Below are 19,804 nucleotides of genomic sequence, written 5' to 3'. Positions count from 1 at the left end.
CGCGGGCAACCTCGAACGTCGGGCTGTCGGAGAAGCCGGACCACTCCTGGGCGAACTCGCGGCGGCGGAACTTGTAAAAGCCCACCGCTTTGCGACCCACGAGGTAGGGAATGACCTCCTTGCCCTCTTCGCGCAACAGCTCGGCGAGCTTCTCGCTCTCCTTCAGCACCGACGAGGAGTATGCGCCGGCCAGGCCGCGGTCGCTGGTGATGACGACCATGGCCGCCCGGCGCACCTGCGCGTGCTCCTTGGTCAGCGGGTGGTCGACATTGGAAAACGTCGCCACCGCGGACACGGCCTGGGTGAGCGCACGCGCATAGGGCGTGGACTCAATGACCCGTTGGCGAGCCTTGACCACCCGCGAGGCTGCGATGAGCTCCATCGCGCGGGTGATCTTCTTGGTCGCCTGGACGGACCGGATGCGCTGGCGGTAGACCCGCATCTGCGCTCCCATGTGTTCCCGCCTCTCTTTGAAAGTTCGATTCGGTATGACGTGTGCTCACCGTGCAGCGAGCGGCGCCGGGTGGTCAGATGCGACCACCCGACATACGGGTCATCGCTTTTGTTTGACGATCTGGACCTGCTCGACCTCGTCCTCGGGCAGGGCACCTGCCTCAGCCTCGCGACCGATCGGCACGCTGTCCTTGCCACCGGCGAGGAACTGCTCCTTGAAGGCGTCGATCGCGTCGATGAGCCCTTTCTCGGTGTCGTCCTCGAACTTCTTGGTCTCGCGGATTGCCGACAACAGACCCGGCTTCTCGCGGCGCAGGTGATCGAGGAACTGCGACTCGAAGGACTTGATGTCGGCGACGGCGATGTCGTCGAGCTGACCGGTCGTTCCGGCCCAGATCACCACGACCTGCTCCTCCACCGCCATCGGGGAGGCCTGCTTCTGCTTGAGCAGCTCGATCAGGCGGGCACCCTTGGCGAGCTGGGCACGCGAGGCCGGGTCCAGGTCGGAGGCGAACATGGCGAAGGCCTCCATGGCGCGGAACTGCGCAAGGTCGATCTTGAGCCGGCCGGCAACCTGCTTCATGGCCTTGATCTGCGCAGCGCCTCCGACCCGGGAGACGGAGACACCCACGTCGATGGCAGGACGCACGTTGGCGTTGAAGAGGTCGGACTGCAGGTAGATCTGACCATCGGTGATCGAGATGACGTTGGTCGGGATGTAGGCCGAGACGTCACCGGCCTTGGTCTCGATGATCGGCAGGCCTGTCATCGAGCCACCGCCCATGGCGTCCGAAAGCTTGGCGCAGCGCTCGAGCAGACGGCTGTGCAGGTAGAAGACGTCACCGGGGTAGGCCTCTCGGCCCGGCGGACGGCGCAGCAGCAGTGAGACCGCGCGGTAGGCCTCGGCCTGTTTGGACAGGTCATCGAAGACGATGAGGACGTGCTTGCCGGCATACATCCAGTGCTGGCCGATGGCCGAGCCGGTGTAGGGAGCGAGGTACTTGAAGCCCGCCGCGTCGGAGGCGGGCGCCGCGACGATCGTCGTGTACTCGAGCGCCCCGGCCTGCTCGAGCGTGCCCTTGACGCCGGCGATGGTCGAGCCCTTCTGCCCGATGGCCACGTAGATGCAGCGCACCTGCTGCTCCGGGTCGCCGCTCTCCCAGTTGCGCTTCTGGTTGATGATCGTGTCGATGGCGACCGTCGTCTTGCCGGTCTGGCGGTCACCGATGATCAGCTGGCGCTGGCCGCGGCCGATCGGGGTCATCGCGTCCACGGCCTTGAGGCCCGTCTGCAGCGGCTGGTGCACCGACTTGCGCTGGACGACGGACGGCGCCTGGATCTCCAGGGCGCGACGGTCCTCGGCCTCGATCTCGCCCAGACCGTCGATCGGCTGGCCGAGCGGGTTGATGACGCGGCCGAGGAAGTTGTCGCCGACGGGGACGGACAGGACCTCGCCGGTGCGCTTGACCTCCTGGCCCTCCTCGATGCCGCTGAAGTCACCCAGGACGACGACGCCGATCTCGTGGACGTCCAGGTTCAGGGCGATGCCGAGCGTGCCGTCAGAGAACTGGAGCAGCTCGTTGGTCATGGCCGAGGGCAGTCCCTCGACGTGGGCGATGCCGTCGCCGGCGTCCGTCACCCGGCCGACCTCTTCGCGCAAGGCCGCGCCGGGCTCGTAGGACTGGACGAAGCTGTCCAGTGCGTCCCGGATCTCCTCCGGACGGATCGAAAGCTCCGTCATGGTGTCTCTTCTCCTCGGTTGCCGGCCCTTGGCGGGGCCGGAGCTGGTGTCGCGTGCGGGTGGTGCGGGGGGGTGCTGCGGGTCCAGGTCAGACGCCGAAGTGGCGGCGGGCACCCTCGAGGCGGCGCAGGACCGTGCCGTCGACGACATCGTCGCCGATCTGGACGCGGATGCCGCCGATGACCGCGGGGTCGACGACGACGTTGAGGTGGACCGCCTTGCCATACTGGGTGCTGAGGGCGTTGACGAGGCGCCCGCGCTGGGTCTCGTCAAGGTCGACCGCGCTGATGACGGTGGCCGACAGCTGCTGGCGCCGGGCGCCGGCGATCGCGAGGTAGGTCTCGAGCACCCGGTCGAAACGCCGGCCACGCGGGACGAGGACCGCCTGCCGGACGAGCCGGATGGTCTCCTCGGCCACCTTGCCCTCGAGCAGCCGGCTGATGACCTGCTCCTTGCCGTGAACGTCGCCGCGTCGGTCGGTCAGCGCCTCGCGCAGCCCGACGTTGCCGGCCACGATCCGCTCGAACCGGAAGAGCTCGTCCTCGAGCTGGTCGGCGCGACCACCCTGCTCAGCGCACGAGACGACCGTCTCGACCGCGAGGCTCTCCACGGTGTCCGAGAGGTCTCGCTCCGTGGACCAGCGCTGGGACGCGAGGGCCTTGAGCAGCTCGACCGCTCCCGGGGTGACCTTGCCGTCGAACAAGCGGCCGACGAGGTCGGCCTTGGCGTCGCCCTGGCGCGACGGGTCCGCGAGGGCGCGGCGCAGGGTGGCGTTGTCGTCGATGGCCGCCGCGATGGCGAAGAGGTCCTCGGCCAGCGTCGTCCAGTTCACCCCCGAGTCGAGGGCGGTGCCGAGGGCGTCCTCGCCCGCCAGGGCCGCGCCGCGGGACGAGCCCTGCATCAGGCGTCCTGCCCCGGTGTGGTCCGGGTGGCCTCGTCGCCGACGGACTCACCGGCGTGGCCGGCGGCGACCCGCTCCGGCTTGATCGCGCCCGACTCGAGCTCGGCGAGGAACCGCTCGACGATCCCCTTCTGGCGGGTCTCGTCGTGCAGGGACTCCCCGACGATGCGGCTGGCCAGGTCGGTCGAGATGCGACCGACCTCGCCCCGCAGCTGGACCGACGCCTGCTGGCGCTCGGCCTCGATCTGCTTGTGGGCGCTCTCGGTGATCCGCGCCGCCTCGGCATTGGCCTTCTCACGCAGCTCGGCGATGATCTGCGCGCCCTGCGCCTTCGCGTCCTCGCGGATCGTGGAGGCCTCGGTCCGCGCCTCACTCAGCTGGGCGTTGTACTGCTCGAGGGCCGCCTGCGCCTGCGCCTGCGCCTCTTCGGCCTTGTTGATCCCGCCCTCGATCGCCGCGGTGCGCTCGGCGTAGACCTTCTCCAGCGCCGGCACGACCTTGCGCTGCACGACGACGTAGAGGATGGCGATCGCGATGATCCCGAAGATCAGCTCGCCCGGGTGGGGCAGGACGGGCAGACGGTTGGCCTCATCACCGGCGGCGGCGCTGAGTGACGTGAGGCCTGCATGGAACTGCACGGCAACCTCCTGAGACATGGGTGCGGGACTGGGGGCGTCGGGGGTCAGGCGCTCTTGAAGACGAAGGCGAGCACCAGACCGAAGATCGCCAGCGCCTCCGCGAGGGCGAACCCGAGAATGGCGATCGACTGGAGCTGGCCACGGGCCTCCGGCTGGCGAGCGACGCCGTTGATGTAGGCGGCGAAGATCAGGCCGATGCCGATGCCGGGGCCGATGGCAGACAGGCCGTAGCCGATGATGGCAATGTTTCCGCCGAGGTTGATGGTCCCGTTCACGATGTCCTCTTTCGTTCTAGGTCTCCGGACCGGCACGGCGCCGGCGGAGTCTGGTGATGGCTGGTGGTACAGGGGTGAAGCGTGGGCCGGTCAGTGCTCGTCGACGAGGGAGCCGGCGATGTAGGTGGCTGCGAGCAGGGTGAAGATGTATGCCTGCAGGAACTCGATGAGCAGCTCGAAGACCGTCATCACGAAGGCGAGCACGAACGACCCGCCTGCGGCGACCTTGAGCCCCAGCCCACCGGTCGCGAACATGTACTCACCACCGGTGATGAACAGCAGCAGCAGCAGGTGCCCGGCGAACATGTTGCCGAACAACCGCAGGGCCAGGGTGAGCGGTCGGGTGACGAAGAAGGTGAAGACCTCGAGCACGAAGATGAACGGCACGATCCAGGACGGCAACCCGCCCGGCACGAGGGCCTTGAAGTAGCCCCCCAGTCCCTGGCGCCGAATCCCGAGGAAGTGGTAGACCACGAAGACGACGAGGGTGAGCGCGATGGGGAACGCGACCCGCCCCATGGTCGGGAACTGCACCGGCGGGATGATGCCGAAGAGGTTGTTGACGAGGATCAGGATGAACATCGAGAACAACAGGGGCACGAAGCGCAGGAAGTCCTTGCTGCCGATGATGTCCCGTGCCACGCCGTTGCGCACGAGGTTGTAGACGTTCTCGGTGGCCCACTGGGTCCTGCCGGGCACCACGGTTGCCCGGCGGGTCGTGGCGACGAGCCACCAGGAGATCAGCGCCACGGACATGATGATGACGACGGACGGGCGGGTCAGCGCGAACGCGCCGTCCCCGACCAGCGGCTGGTAGAACTCCTGCGGTGTCGGCGCCTCGAAACCACCGCCGGTCTCGGCGGGCGCGGTGCTCAACGTGGCGAGCACGGACAAGATCACAGCGTCTCCTCCATCTGATGCGTGGGACAGGGGCGGGCGGATCCGGGCCCGGCCCGGGGTGTGAGAGCCAGCATTCCATCCATGCCGGAGCGCGCCGGAGGCCTCACTGCTGCTGAGTACCGTACCGGAACCACACAAGGTAGAGCGACATGGCCATGCCCCCGAGCAGCCCGAGAACGACGAGGAATCCCGTGTGCAGCCAGTGGTCGAGTGCCCAGCCCATCCCCCCGAAGATCACCGGCCCCGAGATCAGGTAGGCGACGGTGTTCCACATCGCCGACTCCTGGAGACGAGGGTGTCCCGCGTCCGGATCCGGGACACTGCCGCCCGGGGGCCGGGGGGCGGGGGGCTCGCCGGGATTCGACGGTGCATCGGCCATGGCCGGCTCCTCGGGGTGGCATGTCACTCCACCGGCCCGGACGCGTCTGCGGCGTCGTCGGGGACGGGGGACGGTTCGTAGACGGGTCGGCGCGTCCGGGCGAACGCGACGACCTGGAAGACCTGCCACGCGATCGCGACCACGAGGACGGCTGCTCCGAAGGCGACGCCGTCGAGCCAGTCCGCGCTGCTGAGGGTGAGGATGATGACGCCGAGAAAGATCACCTGTCCGAGGAAGACCGCCAGCGCCCCGGTCACCAACGTCATGGGGTTGTCGGTGGCGAGACGCTTCATGACCAGCAGGCCCGCGCCGAAGAAGACCAGCGCCACGACCACACCCCCGGCTGCGGCCAGACCCCCCGACAGGCCTCTCGCGACCCAGAAGAGCGCGACGGCGACCGCGCCGCAGGCCGCGCCGGGCAGCAGAGCCGTCCTCAGCATGGCGGCAAACAGCGCACTCTCGGGTGACGCTGCGCCTACCCGATCGGAGGTCATGAGTTCCCTACTCTGGCGTCATGATGGGCTGACGTATCAACGAGACTCGCCCCGAGGGACGTCTCCGCGGCCGGTGGGACGGTGAGCCTCCCGACGCTTGTGAAAGGTATCACAAGCGCCGTGCCGCACTCCACCTCGGCAGCCAGACGGTCAGCGCCACGGCGGCGACACTGGCCACCGTGATGCCCAGGGCGGCCCGCCAGCCCTCGACAAACGCGAAGGAGACCGTGCCGAGCGAGAGCAGGGCGGCCCAGAGGTAGAGGATGAGGACGGCGGTGCGGTGGCCGTGGCCGATCTCGAGCATCCGGTGGTGCAGGTGCTTGGAGTCGGGGTGCCAGGGCCGCTGGCCGGCGAGGGTCCGGCGCACCACGGCGAAGACCATGTCGAGGAACGGGAGGCTGAGGACCGCGAGGGGCACCGCGATCGGCAGCAGCGCCGCGGTCACGGAGCCGCCGGTGAACTGGCTCGGGTCGACGTTGCCGGTGATCGAGATCGTCGCCGACGCGAGCAAGAGCCCCAGGAGCAGCGCCCCGGAGTCGCCCATGAACAGCCGGGCCGGGTGGAAGTTGTGCGGCAGGAACCCCACGCAGCAACCGAGCACGGCGGCCGTGACGAACGCCGCGTTCGTGAACACGTTCGCCGGGAAGTACGACTTCGAGAGGAGGTAGGAGTAGCTGAAGAATGCCAGCGCGGCGATGCCGACGACACCCGCGGCGAGCCCGTCAAGCCCGTCGATGAAGTTCACCGCGTTGGCCGTCGCGAGGACGATGAGGACGGTGACCGCGACGAGCGCGGGGGCCGGCAGCACCGTGGCCGTCCCGAAGAAGGGGATCGCCAGCAGCTGCACGCCCTTGTAGGCCATCACCCCCGCCGCGAGCACCTGACCGGCCAGCTTCGTCATCCAGTCGAGCTCGTGGATGTCGTCGACGGCCCCGACGAGGCAGACGATGGCGGCGCCCATGAGGATGCCTGAGATCTGCCCGCTGCTGTAGACGCCCGAGAGGAAGGGCAGCTGCCGGGCCACGAGGGCGGCGGCGGCGAAACCGAGGAAGATCGCCACGCCGCCGAGGCGCGGGATCGGGGTGCTGTGCACGTCCCGCTCGCGCACGGGCGTGAACGCGCCCGTCACCACCGCCAGGGCGCGCACCAACGGCGTGGACAGGTAGGTGATCGCCGCGGCGACGATGAAGATGAGGAAGTACTCCCTCACGGGCGGCCCCCGGGGTCCATCGGCGTCAGGGACGGGGGTATGCCGGGAAGCGCGTCACGAGCTCGCTCACCTCGGCGCGCACCTGCTGAGAGACGGCGTGCCCGGGGTCGGCGTCGCCCTTGATCACGGCGGTGGCGATGAGGTCGGCGATGGTCACCATCTCGGAGGTGCCCATCCCCTGCGTCGTCACGCAGGGCGTGCCGACCCGGATGCCCGAGGCAACATTGGGCTTCTGCGGGTCGAAGGGGATGGCGTTCTTGTTCAGCACGATCCCGGCCGCGTCGGCGCGCACCTCGGCGTCGGCGCCGGTGACGCCCACGCCCTGGAGGTCGTGCAGGGACAGGTGGGTGTCGGTGCCGCCGGTCGTCGGGCGGATGCCGTGCTCCCCGAGACTCGTCGCGAGCTGGCGGGCGTTCGCGATGACCTGCGTGGCGTACGCGGCATACTCGGGCGTCGCGCACTCCTTGAAGTTGACCGCCTTCGCCGCGATGGTGTGCATCTGCGGGCCCCCCTGCATCATCGGGAAGACGGCCTTGTCCAGGGCCGCTGCGTGCTCGGCCGTGCAGACGAGGGCGCCCGAGCGCGGGCCGCGCAGGACCTTGTGGGTCGTGAAGGTGACGACGTCGGCCCACGGCACCGGGCTGGGGATCGCCCGGCCCGCGACGAGGCCGATGAAGTGGGCGGCGTCGACCCAGAAGATCGCCCCGACCTCGTCGGCGAGGTTGCGGAAGAACTCGAAGTCGATCAGGCGAGGGATCGCGCTGCCCCCGGCGCAGATGACCTTCGGCCGGTGCTCCCGCGCGAGCGCCGTGACCTGGTCGTAGTCGATGTTCTCGGTCTCCTTGTCCACGCCGTAGTGGACGGCATTGAACCACTTGCCGGAGAAGGAGACCTTGCTGCCGTGGGTGAGGTGGCCGCCGTGCGGCAGGGACATCGCGAGGATGGTCTCGCCCGGCTTCATGAAGGCACCGTAGACCGCCTGGTTGGCGCTCGCCCCCGAATGCGGCTGGACATTGGCGTGCTCGGCGTCGAAGAGGGCGGTGCACCGCTCGAGAGCGATCTGCTCGGCCTTGTCGACCTCGGAGCAGCCGCCGTAGTAGCGGCGGCCCGGGTATCCCTCGGCGTACTTGTTCGACAGCGTCGAGCCGAGGGCGGTCAGCACCTCCGGCGAGGACATGTTCTCGCTGGCGATCAGCTGAAGTCCCCCGCGGATCCGGTCGAGCTCGGAGAGCAGGACGCCGGCGATGTCCGGGTCGAAGGAGGAGAGAGCCCCGAAGTCGGAGCCGTAGAAGGTCTGGTCGGTGCTCATCAGTGCTCCACGAGGTCGAGGGTCTTCAGGTCGCTGCGGCTTCGCCGGACCCAGCCCTGCAACTCTAGAGCCCCCGGCCGTGGGGACGGCGCCGCTGACCCGCCACCCGGCCGGCGCGGCGCGTCGACGGCGGGGGCGTGGCCCGCGGAGTGGGCGCGTGTCGTCCCCGGACCGGTCGCGGCGTCCGTGAGGCCTTGCGCACCTCGGCGGCGGCCCGCTCCGCCGCGACGAGCCGCTCCGCCTCCGCGACCCGCTCCGCCTCGGCCAGGGCCTCGTCGATGGCCGTCCGGGGCAGGGCGCCCTCGCGAAGGGTGAGCGGGACGGCACCGGTGCAGTCGAGGATCGTCGACGCGGCCGTCCCGGTCGCCGGACCGAAGTCGAGGTAGACCGACACCGCAGCGCCGAGCTGGGTCTGCGCCTCCTCGATCGTGCGGGCCGCGGGCGAGCCGGTGAGGTTGGCGCTCGTCACGGCCATCGGCCCGACGTCACCGAGCAGGGCGAGGGCGACCTCGTTGTCGGGCATCCGGATCGCCACGGTGCCGTTGGTCTCGCCGAGGTCCCAGGAGAGCGACGGCTGGGACTTCACCACGACGGTCAGCGCTCCGGGCCAGAACGCGGCGACGAGGGCGCGGACATAGTCGGGCACCTCCCGGGCGAGACCGTCGACGGTGCGGGTGCTGGGGACGAGCACCGGGGGCGGCATCTCACGGCCCCGGCCCTTGGCGGCGAGGACGGCCGCGACCGCGTCGGCATTGAAGGCGTCGGCGCCGATGCCGTAGACGGTGTCGGTGGGCAGGACGACGAGCTTGCCGTCGCGGACGGCCAGGGCAGCGGCCTCGAGGCCCGCGGCCAGTCCCTCGGGCGCCCTGCAGTCGAAGACCTCGCTCATCTGCCGAACCCTATGCCCGGCTCCTGCGAGCTCCGGACGCCCTCCCCGCGGTGCGTCCGGCACCTCGGTCGCCATGACCACCGAGGTGCCGGACGCAAGGGTGGTGGGGTCATCGACGGACAGCGACGAGGCACCGCGGCTTGCCGACGAGGTCGGCGTGATCGACGACGCTTGCCCACGCACCGGTCGCGTGCAGGGCCGTCGGCAGCGACGAGCCCTGGGTGTCGGCGTGCTCCATGACGAGCACCCCACCGGGCCGGAGCAGCTGGGCGGCACGGGCCGCCATCGCCTGCGGGACGGCCAGCCCGTCGGCACTGCCGCCGTAGAGCGCGACGTCGGGGTCGTGGTCGCGCACCTCAGGGTCGACCGGCACCTGCCCGACGGGGATGTAGGGCGGGTTGCACGTCACGACGTCCACCCGCCCGAGCAGCTCCGGGTATGCCCTGCCCGCGTCGCCCAGCTCGATGGTCACCGCCAGCCCGAGCCGGTCGCGGTTCGCCGCCGCCCAGCCGTGGGCCAGCCTGCTGAGCTCCACGGCATACACGACGGCGTCGGGGTGCTCCTGTTTGATGCTGAGGGCGATGGCACCCGACCCGGTGGCGAGGTCGACGACGACCGGGGCGCCCCGGCCGAGGAGGGCGCGCAGCGCAAGGGTGACGACGAGCTCGGTCTCGGGGCGGGGGATGAAGACGCCGGGGCCGACGTGGAGCTCGAGGCGGCGAAACCACGCGCGGCCGGTGAGGTGCTGCAGCGGCACCCGTTGTGCCCGCTCGGCCACGAGATCGTCGTAGCCGTCGGGGGCCGGGGTGCCGCCGACGACCATCAGCCGGCGGACCTCGGAGACGTCCCGGCCCATCAGGTGGGCTGCCAGATGGAGGGCGTCGACGGGCGCCGACACCACGCCGGCCTCCGCGAGGGTCATCGTCGCCCGGCGGACGGCCACCTTCAGCTCGGTCACGCGTGGTCGCCGCCGACGGCGTCCATCCGGGCCTGCTCGTCGGCCTCGACACAGGACTGCACGACGGCCTCGAGCTCGCCGCCGAGGACGGTGTCGAGGTTGTAGGACTTGTAGCCGGTGCGGTGGTCGCTGATCCTGTTCTCGGGGAAGTTGTAGGTCCGGATGCGCTCGCTGCGGTCGACGGTGCGCACCTGGCTGCGTCGTGCCGCGGAGGCCGCCGCCTCGGCCTGGTCGCGGGCGAGCTGGTGCAGGCGGGCCCGCAGCACCCGCATCGCGGACTCCTTGTTCTGCAGCTGCGACTTCTCGTTCTGGCAGGAGACGACGGTGCCGGTCGGCAGGTGGGTGATCCGGACGGCCGAGTCGGTCGTGTTGACGCTCTGGCCGCCCGGCCCGGAGCTGCGGTAGACGTCGATGCGCAGGTCGTTGGCGTGCAGCTCCACCTCGTCGGCCTCCTCGACCTCCGGCATCACGAGGACACCCGCGGCAGAGGTGTGGATGCGGCCCTGGCTCTCGGTGACCGGGACCCGTTGCACCCGGTGCACGCCGCCCTCGAACTTCAGCAGCGCCCACGGGGCCTGTCCGGGGGCGGGCGCCTTCCTGGCCTTGATGGACAGGCGCGCGTCCTTGTAGCCGCCGAGGTCGGACTCGGTGGCGTCGATGACCTCGGCCTTCCAGCCGCGCTTCTCGGCGTAGCGGGCGTACATCCGCAGGAGGTCGCCCGCGAAGAGGGCCGACTCCTCGCCGCCCTCCCCCGCCTTCACCTCGAGAATGACGTCACGGTCGTCGTCGGGGTCGCGCGGGATAAGCAGCCGCCGGAGGGTCTCCTCGGTCTGCTCGACCTTGCACTCGAGCGCGGGGACCTCGGCGGCGAAGGACTCGTCCTCCACGCCGAGCTCACGGGCGGCGGCGAGGTCGTCCCGCGCGGTGACCACCGCGTGGTATGCCGCGACGGTCGGGGCCAGCGCGGCATACCGCTTGTTGAGGGTGCGGACCCTGCCCTGGTCGCTGTGGATCTCGGGCTGGGCGAGCAGGTGCTCGAGGGCGGCGTACTCGTCGACGAGGGCCTGGGCGGACTCGAGCATGGGACGATCCCTTTTCCTGAGGCAGATGCGAAACGCCGGCCCCGACGGCAGGCGAACCTGCCGTGGGACCGGCGTGCGGGAGAGCTACTTGGCGACCTTCTTGCCGTAGCGGGCCTCGAAGCGCGCGACCCGGCCGCCGGTGTCGAGGATCTTCTGCTTGCCGGTGTAGAAGGGGTGGCACTGCGAGCAGACGTCGGCGCTGATCTTGCCGGACGTGGCGGTGCTGTGGGTCGTGAACGTGTTGCCACAGGTGCAGGTGACCGTGGTCTCGACGTAGGTGGGGTGCAGGTCCTTCTTCACAGGGCTCTCCTTGGGTCAGGGTCGGGCCGGGTCGGCAGGCGCTGCACGCGGATCGTGCGCTCCTCGGATGCCGTGAACCGGTCCAGCAGGCAAGTGTGCCAGAGCAGAGCACGTCATCCTAAACGTCCTCACCGACCCCGGCATTCCCCGCGTCTTCGTCTGACGACCTGCGTTCCGCCCCCGGGAGTCCCGGTCACTCAGTCGTCGCCGTCGAGCTTGCTCGAGGACGTCAGCTGAATCTGACGAAGGAAGTCGACGTTGCTCTTGGTCTTCTTGAGCCGGTCGAGGAGCAGCTCGATGCCCTGCTGGGAGTCGAGTGCGGCGAGGACGCGGCGCAGCTTCCACATGATCTTGAGCTCCTCGGCGCCCAGGAGGATCTCCTCACGGCGGGTGCTCGAGTTGTTCACGTCCACCGCCGGGAAGATCCGCCGGTTGGCCAGCTCGCGGGACAGGCGCAGCTCCATGTTGCCGGTGCCCTTGAACTCCTCGAAGATCACCTCGTCCATCCGGGAGCCGGTCTCGACGAGCGCCGTGGCGAGGATGGTGAGCGAGCCACCGTTCTCGATGTTGCGGGCGGCGCCGAAGAACTTCTTCGGCGGGTAGAGCGCCGCGCTGTCGACACCACCAGAGAGGATCCGGCCGGAGGCGGGAGCCGCGAGGTTGTAGGCCCGACCCAGCTTGGTGATCGAGTCGAGCAGGACGACGACGTCGTGACCCAGCTCGACGAGGCGCTTGGCCCGCTCGATCGCGAGCTCGGCGACCGTCGTGTGGTCCTCGGCCGGACGGTCGAAGGTCGAGGCAATGACCTCCCCCTTCACGGCGCGTTGCATGTCGGTGACCTCCTCGGGCCGCTCGTCGACGAGGACGACCATGAGGTGGCACTCGGGGTTGTTGGCTGTGACGGCGTTCGCCAGCGCCTGCATGACCATCGTCTTGCCGGCCTTGGACGGGGCGACGATGAGGCCGCGCTGACCCTTGCCGATCGGTGCGACGAGGTCGATGATCCGGGTCGTGAGGATGCCCGGCTCCGTCTCGAGCCGCAGCCGCTCCTGGGGGTATAGCGGCGTGAGCTTGCCGAACTCCACGCGCGCCCGTGACTGATCCGGCGTCTGCCCGTTGATCGAGTCGAGGCGCACGAGGGCGTTGAACTTCTGACGGTTGACGGCCCCTTCCTGCGGAGACTCGCCATCACGCAGCGCCTTGACGGCGCCGGTGACCGCGTCACCCTTGCGCAGCCCGTTCTTCTTGACCACACCGAGCGGGACGTAGACGTCGTTGACCCCCGGGAGGTAGCCGGAGGTCCGCACGAACGCGTAGTTGTCGAGGACGTCGAGGATCCCGGCCACGGGGACGAGCACGTCGTCGTCGTTGAGCTGGACCTCTGGCTCGAAGTCCTGGCTGCCCCCGGTCGCCGGGCGCCCGGTGCGCTTGCGGTCGCGGCTGCGTTGACGGTTGCGGCGGCGTCCGCCCCGACCGTCCTCGTCGTCGTAGCGGCCGGCCTGGCCGACGGACGCCCCCTGGTTGCCCTGGCGCTCCCCCTTGTCGGCGTTCCGCTCCGCAGCACGATCAGCACCGCCCTGACCCGGCGCTCGGTCCTGGGCCGGACCCTGCTGACGGTCCTGCTCGCGCTCCTGCTGGCCATCGCGGTCCTGGCTCCGACGGTCCTGCTGGACTTCACGGTCGTGCTGACGACGCTCCTGGTAAGGGCTCTGCTGGCGATCCTGCTCAGCGTCGCGGTCGTGCTGACGGCGCTCCTGCTGGGCACCCCGGTCCTGGCGGCGGTCCTGCTGACCGTTGCGGGTCGGGCGCTGCTCACCCTCCGCCCGCTGCTCACCCTCCGCCCGCTGCTCACCCTGCCGCTCGTCGCGGACGGCCGTGTCCGGCCCGCCCGAGGTGTTCTCGGAACGCGCCTCACCCCGGTCGTGGCCACGGCCATCGGGGATCGGCTCGGCACGCACCACGGGGGCTTCGGCTGCCGCAGCGGGGGCGGCCGAGGAGGCCTTCTCGTGGGTCGCGACGGCGCTCTCGTTGGTCGCGGCGGCGCCGGCCCGTCGGGAGCGACGCGGCTCCGGGCGCTCGGCGGCGCTGCCCGAGCCGCCGGACTGCCGGCTCGCGATGGCGGCGACCAGATCGTCCTTGCGCATCTTCGTCGTCCCGGTGATCCCCAGGCCCGATGCGACGCCCTTGAGCTCGGCGACGTTGAGGGCCGCGAGGCCGGTGCGCGTCACCTTGGCGCTCGATGCGGGACGTGCGGTGGTGTCTGTCACGAAGGACCCTTCCCCTCGGAAACGGCGCGGCCCGGTGATTTCGAGCCGTCACCGGTGCTTGGCCAGCTGTCCTGGCCCGGTGATCCCCACGTCATCGACGCGCACGCGCGCATCTGCCGGGGCAAGACGACCTCGCCCGTCGTGGTTGGTGTTACCCCGCGTGCTGACGGCCGAGACTCGGCCCCGCCGTGCGGTGCGGCATCAATGTAACACCTCGAGCATGAGCGCGGCCGTGAAGACCCGAGAGTGAGGACCCACCGTCGCGGCCACGCTCAACCCCGGGTCACCTCGACACCACGACCCGGTATGCCGGGCTCGAGACGCCGCCACGCGCAGCCGCCTCCCAGCGCGGCGGGGACCACGACGTCGACGGCGCGGTCATGCGTCGTCAGCACGAGGATGCTCGGCCCGGCGCCGGAGATCACGGCCGCGTGCCCGTCGGCCCGCAACGCGTCGACCAGCGCCATCGAGGGGGCGAAGGACGGACGGCGGGCCTCCTGGTGCAGCCACTCCCGGGTCGCCGGGACGAGGAGGTCGGGACGCCTCGTCATCGCCTCGATGAGCAGGGCCGCGCGGCCGGCGTTCTGGGCCGCCTCGCGATGGGGCACTGTGGCTGGTAGGACCGAGCGGGCGTGGTGCGTGGCCAGCTGGGTGGCCGGGACGAAGACGACGGCCGTGACGTCGGGGTGGACGGCGATGGGCGCGGTGCCGGTCCGGCCAGCGTGCGGCTGGCCGGGATCCACCGACCACGAGAGCGTCATCCCGCCGTAGACGCTCGCGGACGCGTTGTCGGGATGTCCTTCCAGCTCACTGGCGAGGTCGTTGACGAGGCCGAGGTCAACCGGCACCAGGGACCCCGCCGCGAGGTCGGGCGCCAGGGCAATGGCCCAGAGCGCGTGGGCTGCCACGACTCCGGCCACGATCGCGGCGGCCGACGAACCGAGACCCCGACCATGGGCAATTCCGTTGTGCGCCATCAGCCTGAGCCCATCTGGGACAGGCTGCCCGAGCTGGTCGAAGCCCCGGACCATTGACCGGACGACGAGGTGCGAGGCGTCCCGGGGCACGTCGGCGGCGCCCTCACCGACGACGTCGATGTCGAGCCCCGCCCCATCCGCCACGACGAATTCATAGGCGTCCCACAACCCGAGGGCGAGGCCGATGGCGTCGAAACCGGGACCGAGGTTCGCACTGCTGGCCGGCACCCGGACCCGGACGGCCGCGCCCGCCGGGACCGTGGTCACGACCTCAGCCCTCGAGTCGCAGGGCGGCGGCCGCGGTCACGGCATCCACGGGCACCCGGACCGGGACGACCTCGGAGCCGTCGGCCTGCTTGAGCGCCCACTGCGGGTCCTTGAGTCCGTGCCCGGTGACCGTGCAGACGATGCGGGCCCCGGGCGGCACGAGCCTTGCCTCGTGGGAAGCGATCAACCCCGCCACGGAGGCGGCCGAACCCGGCTCGACGAAGACCCCCTCCCGAGCGGAGAGGATCCGGTGCGCCGCCAGGATCTGCTCGTCCGTGACCGCGTCGATGCGCCCCCCCGACTCGTCGCGAGCAGCGACGGCCTGCCGCCACGACGCGGGGTTGCCGATCCGGATCGCCGTTGCCACCGTCTCGGGGTGGTCGATCGGGTGGCCCCTGACGATGGGGGCAGCCCCCTCGGCCTGGAACCCCCACATCCGGGGCCGCTGCGTCGCGGGGCCGGGCTGCTCGGAACCGGTGTGGTACTCGCTGTAACCGCGCCAGTATGCCGTGATGTTGCCGGCGTTGCCGACGGGCAGGCAGTGGATGTCGGGCGCGTCCCCCAGGGCGTCCACGACCTCGAACGCCGCCGTCTTCTGCCCCTCGATGCGAGCAGGGTTGACCGAGTTCACCAGCTCGACGGGATAGGACTCGGCCAGCTTGCGGGCCAGGGTCAGGCAGTCGTCGAAGTTGCCCTCGACCTGCAGCAGGGTGGCTCCGTGGGCGATGGCCTGGCTCAGCTTGCCCAACGCGATCTTGCCGTCGGGCACCAGGACGCCACAAGTCATCCCGGCCTTCGTGGCGTACGCGGCGGCAGAGGCGCTGGTGTTGCCGGTTGATGCGCAGATGACGGCCTTGGCTCCGCGTCGGGCGGCGACGGAGATCGCTGCCGTCATCCCACGGTCCTTGAACGAGCACGTCGGGTTGAGGCCCTCGTACTTCAGCCACACCTCGGCACCCACCAGGGCCGAGAGGTGTTCCGCCCTGATGAGGGGGGTGCCGCCCTCCAGGAGGGTGACCACCGGCGCACCGACCAGCGTCGGCAACCGGTCGGCATACTCACGGATCACTCCGCGCCACTGGTGTGCCACGTCACCCGCCCTCCACCCGCATGACGGAGTTGACCGCCCGCACGATGGGCATCGCGGCGAGGGCCTCGACGGTCGCCGACAGCGCCGCGTCGGAAGCGGTGTGGGTCACGACGACGAGGCTGGCGCCCCCCTCGTCGGCCGACTCCTCGCCGGTCGACCCCTCGCCGTACGACGGCAGGATCTGCTGGCGCACCGTCTCGATGGAGACCTGCTGCTCCGCGAACGCCGCCGCGACCTGGGCGAGCACGCCCGGACGGTCGGCGACGTCAAGGCTGATGTGGTAGCGGGTCTGGGCCTGGCCCATGGACAGGATCGGCAGGTCGGCGTAGGTGCTCTCCCCCGGTCCGCGGCCACCGCCGATGCGGTGGCGGGCGACGGCGACGACGTCGCCGAGGATCGCCGAGGCCGTGGGATCGCCGCCGGCTCCCCTGCCGTAGAACATCAGCTCGCCGGCTGCGTCGGCCTCGACGAAGACGGCGTTGAAGGCCTCGCGGACCCCGGCGAGCGGGTGGGAACGGGGGATCATCGCCGGGTGGACCCGGACCGAGACCCCCGAGGTCGAGACACCCTCGTCATCGACGACGTCGACCCGCTCGCAGATCGCGAGCAGCTTGACGACACAGTCCATCTCGCGCGCCGCCTGCACGTCGGCAGCCGTCACCTCCGTGATGCCCTCCCGGTGCACGTCCTGGCTCGAGACCCGGGTGTGGAAGGCGAGCGACGCGAGGATCGCGGCCTTGGCAGCCGCGTCGAATCCCTCGATGTCGGCGGTCGGGTCGGCCTCCGCGTAGCCGAGCGCCTGGGCCTGCTCGACCGCGTCGGAGAACCCGGCGCCCGTTGTGTCCATCTTGTCGAGCACGTAGTTCGTCGTGCCGTTGACGATGCCGAGGACCTTCCGGACGTCGTCACCCGCGAGGGACTCGCGCAGGGGACGCAGCAGCGGGATCGCTCCGGCGACCGCCGCCTCGTAGTAGAGGTCCACCCCTCGGTCCTCCGCCGCGGCATACAGGGTCGGGCCGTCCTCGGCGAGCAGCGCCTTGTTGGCCGTCACGACGGAGGCCCCGTGCGCCATGGCCCGGAGGATGAGCGAACGCGCCGGCTCGATGCCACCGATGACCTCGATGACCACGTCGGCGCGGGTGACCAGCTCCTCGGCGTCCGTCGTGAAGAGCTCGGGGGCCACGCCGGTCGTGCTGCGGTCGCGTCCGGGGCGGCGCACCGCGATGCCAACGATCTCGAGCGGTCTCCCGACCCGGGCGGCGAGGTCGCTGCCGTGCTCGGTCATCAGGCGCGCGACCGCCGATCCGACGACCCCGCAGCCGAGCAGGGCGATCCGCAGGGCCGGGGGGTGCTGCCCCGGCGCGGAGGGGACGCTCGTGGTGTCGCTCACTCGGGGATTCTCCCGTGTCCAGCCTGTGAACATTCTTTGTTCCGCGATCCGGACGTTCTGGTGGACATCAGGCGGCCGCACGTCGACGCGGGTGGTTCACGGCATGGTTCACGGCACGTCGAGCGCGAGCAGGTCGTCCACCGTTTCGCGGCGGACGATGACGCGGGCCCGCCCGTCTCGCACCGCGATGACCGGCGGACGGGGGGTGTGGTTGTACTGGCTGGACAGGGCCCTGCAGTAGGCGCCCGTGCCGGGCACGGCGAGCAGGTCGCCGGCCGAGAGGTCAGACGGCAGGAACTCGTCCATCACGACGATGTCGCCGCTCTCGCAGTGCTTCCCGACGACCCGGGTCAGCATCGGTTCGGCCGTGCTGGCCCGGTTCGCCACTGTGCAGGAGTAGTTCGCGTCGTAGAGCGCCGTGCGGATGTTGTCGCTCATGCCGCCGTCGACGGACACGTAGGTGCGCGAGGCCCCTCCGTCGAGCCCGACCGGCTTCACGGTGCCGACCTCGTAGAGCGTAAAGGTGCTCGGCCCGGCTATCGCCCGGCCCGGCTCGATCGAGATCCGCGGGACCGCGAGCCGGCTCGCCCGGCACTCGCGCTCGATGATCTCGGCCATCCCCACCGCGAGGCTCTTCGGCGGCAGCGGGTCGTGCTCGGTGGTGTAGGCGATGCCGAACCCCCCCCCGAGGTCGAGCTCTGGCATCTCCACACCGTGCTCCGCGACGACCTCGGCATGCAGCCCGATGACGCGCCGAGCAGACACCTCGAAGCCGGAGGTGTCGAAGATCTGGGACCCGATGTGGCTGTGCAGCCCGAGCAGCTGCAGGTGCGGGGCGTGGGCGAGGACGCGGCGGACCGCCTCCGCTGCTGCTCCCCCGCTGAGGGAGAAGCCGAACTTCTGGTCCTCGTGGGCCGTCGCGATGAACTCGTGCGTGTGGGCCTCGACCCCGACGGTGACCCGCACCATCACCCCGGTCGGGGTCCCCAGTCGGTCGGCCACCTCGGCGAGACGCTCGATCTCCTCGAAGGAGTCCACAACGATCCGCCCGACACCGTAGGACACGGCCGCCTCGAGCTCGGCCACCGACTTGTTGTTGCCGTGCACGCCGATCCGCTCTCCCGGCATCCCGGCCCGCACCGCGACGGCGAGCTCGCCGCCCGAGCACACGTCGAGCCGCAGGCCCTCGTCGTCAACCCAGCGGGCGACCTCGGTGCACAGGAAGGCCTTGCCGGCGTAGTAGACGTCCGCGCCGCCGCACAGGTCGTCGAAGACCTCGGTGTAGGTGTCGCGGAACGCTCCCGCACGGGTGCGGAAGTCGTCCTCGTCCAGGACGTAGGCCGGGGTGCCGAACTCGCGGGCCAGGTCGAGGACGCTGATCCCCGCCACGGTGAGGACCCCTTCACCGTCTCGCCCCACCGAAGCTGACCAGAGCGAGGGGACGAGCGCGTTGACGTCGGCGGGCACCCGCAACCACGACGGATGACCGTAACCGTCGGCGTGGAGGGCTCCGGCCTCGTGTGCGCGCATGGCCCGAGCCTACGGGCGGTCAGGGGTCTCGAAGAGGCGACCCCGGGCGACGAAGCCCCTGACCAGGTTGACGAGCCGGTCGGGGTCGAACGGCTTGGCGACGAAGGCGTCGAGGCCCGCGCCACCGGCACGGGCGCGCTCGTGCTGCTGGAGGGCAGCCGTGACCATGACGACGGGCAGCTGGGCGAGCTCGGGTGAACGCCGGATCTGGCCCACCGCCCACCAGCCGTCCCGGGGCAGCATCTGGGCGTCGAGGATGACGCAGCCGGGCAGGTTGGCACCGGCGCCGCGCAGCAGCGCGAGCGCCGACTCGCCGTCGCTCGACTCGACCACCTCGAGGTCCGCCAGCTCGAGGTTGATCCGGATCAGCAGACGGATCGACTCGGTGTCGTCGCAGACCAGCACCCACCCCGGGTGGTCCGGCCCCCGAGAAGGCACTGCGGGGCCAGCCGGTTCCATGAAACCCACCCTAGGCTGCTAGCCTCGCCGGGCACAGCCGAACGGTTGACACCGGTCCGACGGCGGCACCCCACCGGGTGCACGCCCCCGTAGCTCAGGGGATAGAGCACCGCCCTCCGGAGGCGGTGGCGCAGGTTCGAATCCTGCCGGGGGCACCAACGGAGTGCGGATCGGCGCTGGCCTGGTCCGGGCTCCCCGTCTTCTCGGAGAAGGGTCGACCTGCCAGGGCAGCAGCTCTGCGAGATGACGCGCAACAAGGTGTGCCGGGCCGAGGCAACACGGGCCGGGGTGTGCC

Annotated in this window: 20 protein-coding genes and 1 tRNA gene; 1 reads left to right on the top strand and 20 read right to left on the bottom strand. The window is 70.6% G+C overall.

Annotated elements, in window-relative coordinates:
• From ACLL9L_RS06415 to ACLL9L_RS06320, 20 genes are all read right to left on the bottom strand, one after another.
• A partial coding sequence (locus tag ACLL9L_RS06415) for a F0F1 ATP synthase subunit gamma (RefSeq protein WP_411283811.1) occupies positions 1-454 on the bottom strand: 454 nt, incomplete at its 3' end.
• Between the two features lie 99 nt (positions 455-553).
• Positions 554-2,194, bottom strand: a complete 1,641-nt coding sequence (atpA, locus tag ACLL9L_RS06410) for a F0F1 ATP synthase subunit alpha (protein WP_411283810.1) — start codon at positions 2,192-2,194, stop codon at positions 554-556.
• Between the two features lie 88 nt (positions 2,195-2,282).
• A complete protein-coding gene (locus tag ACLL9L_RS06405; protein ID WP_411283809.1) occupies positions 2,283-3,095 on the bottom strand; it encodes a F0F1 ATP synthase subunit delta in 813 nt (270 codons plus the stop codon).
• Positions 3,095-3,733: a F0F1 ATP synthase subunit B gene (locus ACLL9L_RS06400; RefSeq protein ID WP_411283808.1), complete on the bottom strand. Its 639-nt coding sequence runs from the start codon at positions 3,731-3,733 to the stop codon at positions 3,095-3,097. Before ACLL9L_RS06400 ends, ACLL9L_RS06405 begins: the two co-directional genes overlap by 1 nt.
• Positions 3,734-3,777: 44 nt before the next feature.
• Positions 3,778-4,008 (bottom strand): ATP synthase F0 subunit C, encoded by a 231-nt coding sequence (gene atpE / locus ACLL9L_RS06395; RefSeq protein ID WP_411283807.1) that lies wholly within the window; start codon positions 4,006-4,008, stop codon positions 3,778-3,780.
• A gap of 90 nt (positions 4,009-4,098) precedes the next feature.
• Positions 4,099-4,908, bottom strand: a complete 810-nt coding sequence (gene atpB / locus ACLL9L_RS06390) for a F0F1 ATP synthase subunit A (protein WP_411283806.1) — start codon at positions 4,906-4,908, stop codon at positions 4,099-4,101.
• A gap of 103 nt (positions 4,909-5,011) precedes the next feature.
• Positions 5,012-5,287: a hypothetical protein gene (locus tag ACLL9L_RS06385; RefSeq protein ID WP_411283805.1), complete on the bottom strand. Its 276-nt coding sequence runs from the start codon at positions 5,285-5,287 to the stop codon at positions 5,012-5,014.
• Positions 5,288-5,310: 23 nt separating this feature from the next.
• A complete protein-coding gene (locus ACLL9L_RS06380) occupies positions 5,311-5,781 on the bottom strand; it encodes a hypothetical protein (protein ID WP_411283804.1) in 471 nt (156 codons plus the stop codon).
• A gap of 109 nt (positions 5,782-5,890) precedes the next feature.
• Positions 5,891-6,991: an MraY family glycosyltransferase gene (locus ACLL9L_RS06375; protein ID WP_411283803.1), complete on the bottom strand. Its 1,101-nt coding sequence runs from the start codon at positions 6,989-6,991 to the stop codon at positions 5,891-5,893.
• Positions 6,992-7,016: 25 nt separating this feature from the next.
• A complete protein-coding gene (gene glyA, locus ACLL9L_RS06370; protein WP_411283802.1) occupies positions 7,017-8,300 on the bottom strand; it encodes a serine hydroxymethyltransferase in 1,284 nt (427 codons plus the stop codon).
• Positions 8,301-8,364: 64 nt separating this feature from the next.
• Positions 8,365-9,189 carry an L-threonylcarbamoyladenylate synthase gene (locus tag ACLL9L_RS06365; RefSeq protein WP_411283801.1) on the bottom strand — a complete coding sequence of 275 codons (825 nt, stop codon included), beginning with the start codon at positions 9,187-9,189 and terminating at the stop codon, positions 8,365-8,367.
• A 109-nt stretch (positions 9,190-9,298) separates the two neighbouring features.
• A complete protein-coding gene (gene prmC / locus ACLL9L_RS06360) occupies positions 9,299-10,147 on the bottom strand; it encodes a peptide chain release factor N(5)-glutamine methyltransferase (RefSeq protein WP_411283800.1) in 849 nt (282 codons plus the stop codon).
• Positions 10,144-11,229 carry a peptide chain release factor 1 gene (gene prfA / locus ACLL9L_RS06355; RefSeq protein WP_411283799.1) on the bottom strand — a complete coding sequence of 362 codons (1,086 nt, stop codon included), beginning with the start codon at positions 11,227-11,229 and terminating at the stop codon, positions 10,144-10,146. The genes prmC and prfA overlap by 4 nt, the downstream gene beginning before the upstream one ends.
• Positions 11,230-11,313: 84 nt before the next feature.
• Positions 11,314-11,529 carry a 50S ribosomal protein L31 gene (gene rpmE, locus ACLL9L_RS06350; protein WP_411283798.1) on the bottom strand — a complete coding sequence of 72 codons (216 nt, stop codon included), beginning with the start codon at positions 11,527-11,529 and terminating at the stop codon, positions 11,314-11,316.
• Between the two features lie 197 nt (positions 11,530-11,726).
• The gene (gene rho, locus ACLL9L_RS06345; protein ID WP_411283797.1) at positions 11,727-13,796 is read right to left on the bottom strand and encodes a transcription termination factor Rho; all 2,070 of its coding nucleotides are present in this window, start codon (positions 13,794-13,796) and stop codon (positions 11,727-11,729) included.
• Positions 13,797-14,068: 272 nt separating this feature from the next.
• Positions 14,069-15,040, bottom strand: coding sequence for a homoserine kinase (gene thrB, locus ACLL9L_RS06340; protein WP_411283796.1), 972 nt, complete (start codon positions 15,038-15,040; stop codon positions 14,069-14,071).
• Between the two features lie 4 nt (positions 15,041-15,044).
• Complete coding sequence (gene thrC / locus ACLL9L_RS06335; RefSeq protein ID WP_411283795.1) at positions 15,045-16,130, bottom strand: threonine synthase; 1,086 nt, start codon at positions 16,128-16,130, stop codon at positions 15,045-15,047.
• A gap of 1 nt (position 16,131) precedes the next feature.
• Positions 16,132-17,520: a homoserine dehydrogenase gene (locus ACLL9L_RS06330; protein ID WP_411283794.1), complete on the bottom strand. Its 1,389-nt coding sequence runs from the start codon at positions 17,518-17,520 to the stop codon at positions 16,132-16,134.
• 108 nt (positions 17,521-17,628) lie between these two features.
• Positions 17,629-19,050 (bottom strand): diaminopimelate decarboxylase, encoded by a 1,422-nt coding sequence (gene lysA, locus ACLL9L_RS06325; protein ID WP_411283793.1) that lies wholly within the window; start codon positions 19,048-19,050, stop codon positions 17,629-17,631.
• A gap of 9 nt (positions 19,051-19,059) precedes the next feature.
• Positions 19,060-19,509: a response regulator gene (locus tag ACLL9L_RS06320; RefSeq protein WP_411283792.1), complete on the bottom strand. Its 450-nt coding sequence runs from the start codon at positions 19,507-19,509 to the stop codon at positions 19,060-19,062.
• A gap of 83 nt (positions 19,510-19,592) precedes the next feature.
• Between ACLL9L_RS06320 and ACLL9L_RS06315 the strand changes: the two genes are divergently transcribed.
• Positions 19,593-19,667: transfer RNA gene (locus ACLL9L_RS06315), tRNA-Arg, on the top strand.
• The last annotated feature ends 137 nt before the right edge of the window (positions 19,668-19,804 follow it).

Source organism: Lapillicoccus sp. (assembly GCF_046595215.1).
GTDB lineage: Bacteria > Actinomycetota > Actinomycetes > Actinomycetales > Dermatophilaceae > Lapillicoccus.
The sequence above is the reverse complement of the archived record's forward strand: the minus strand, read 5'-3'. Positions and strand labels throughout refer to the sequence as shown.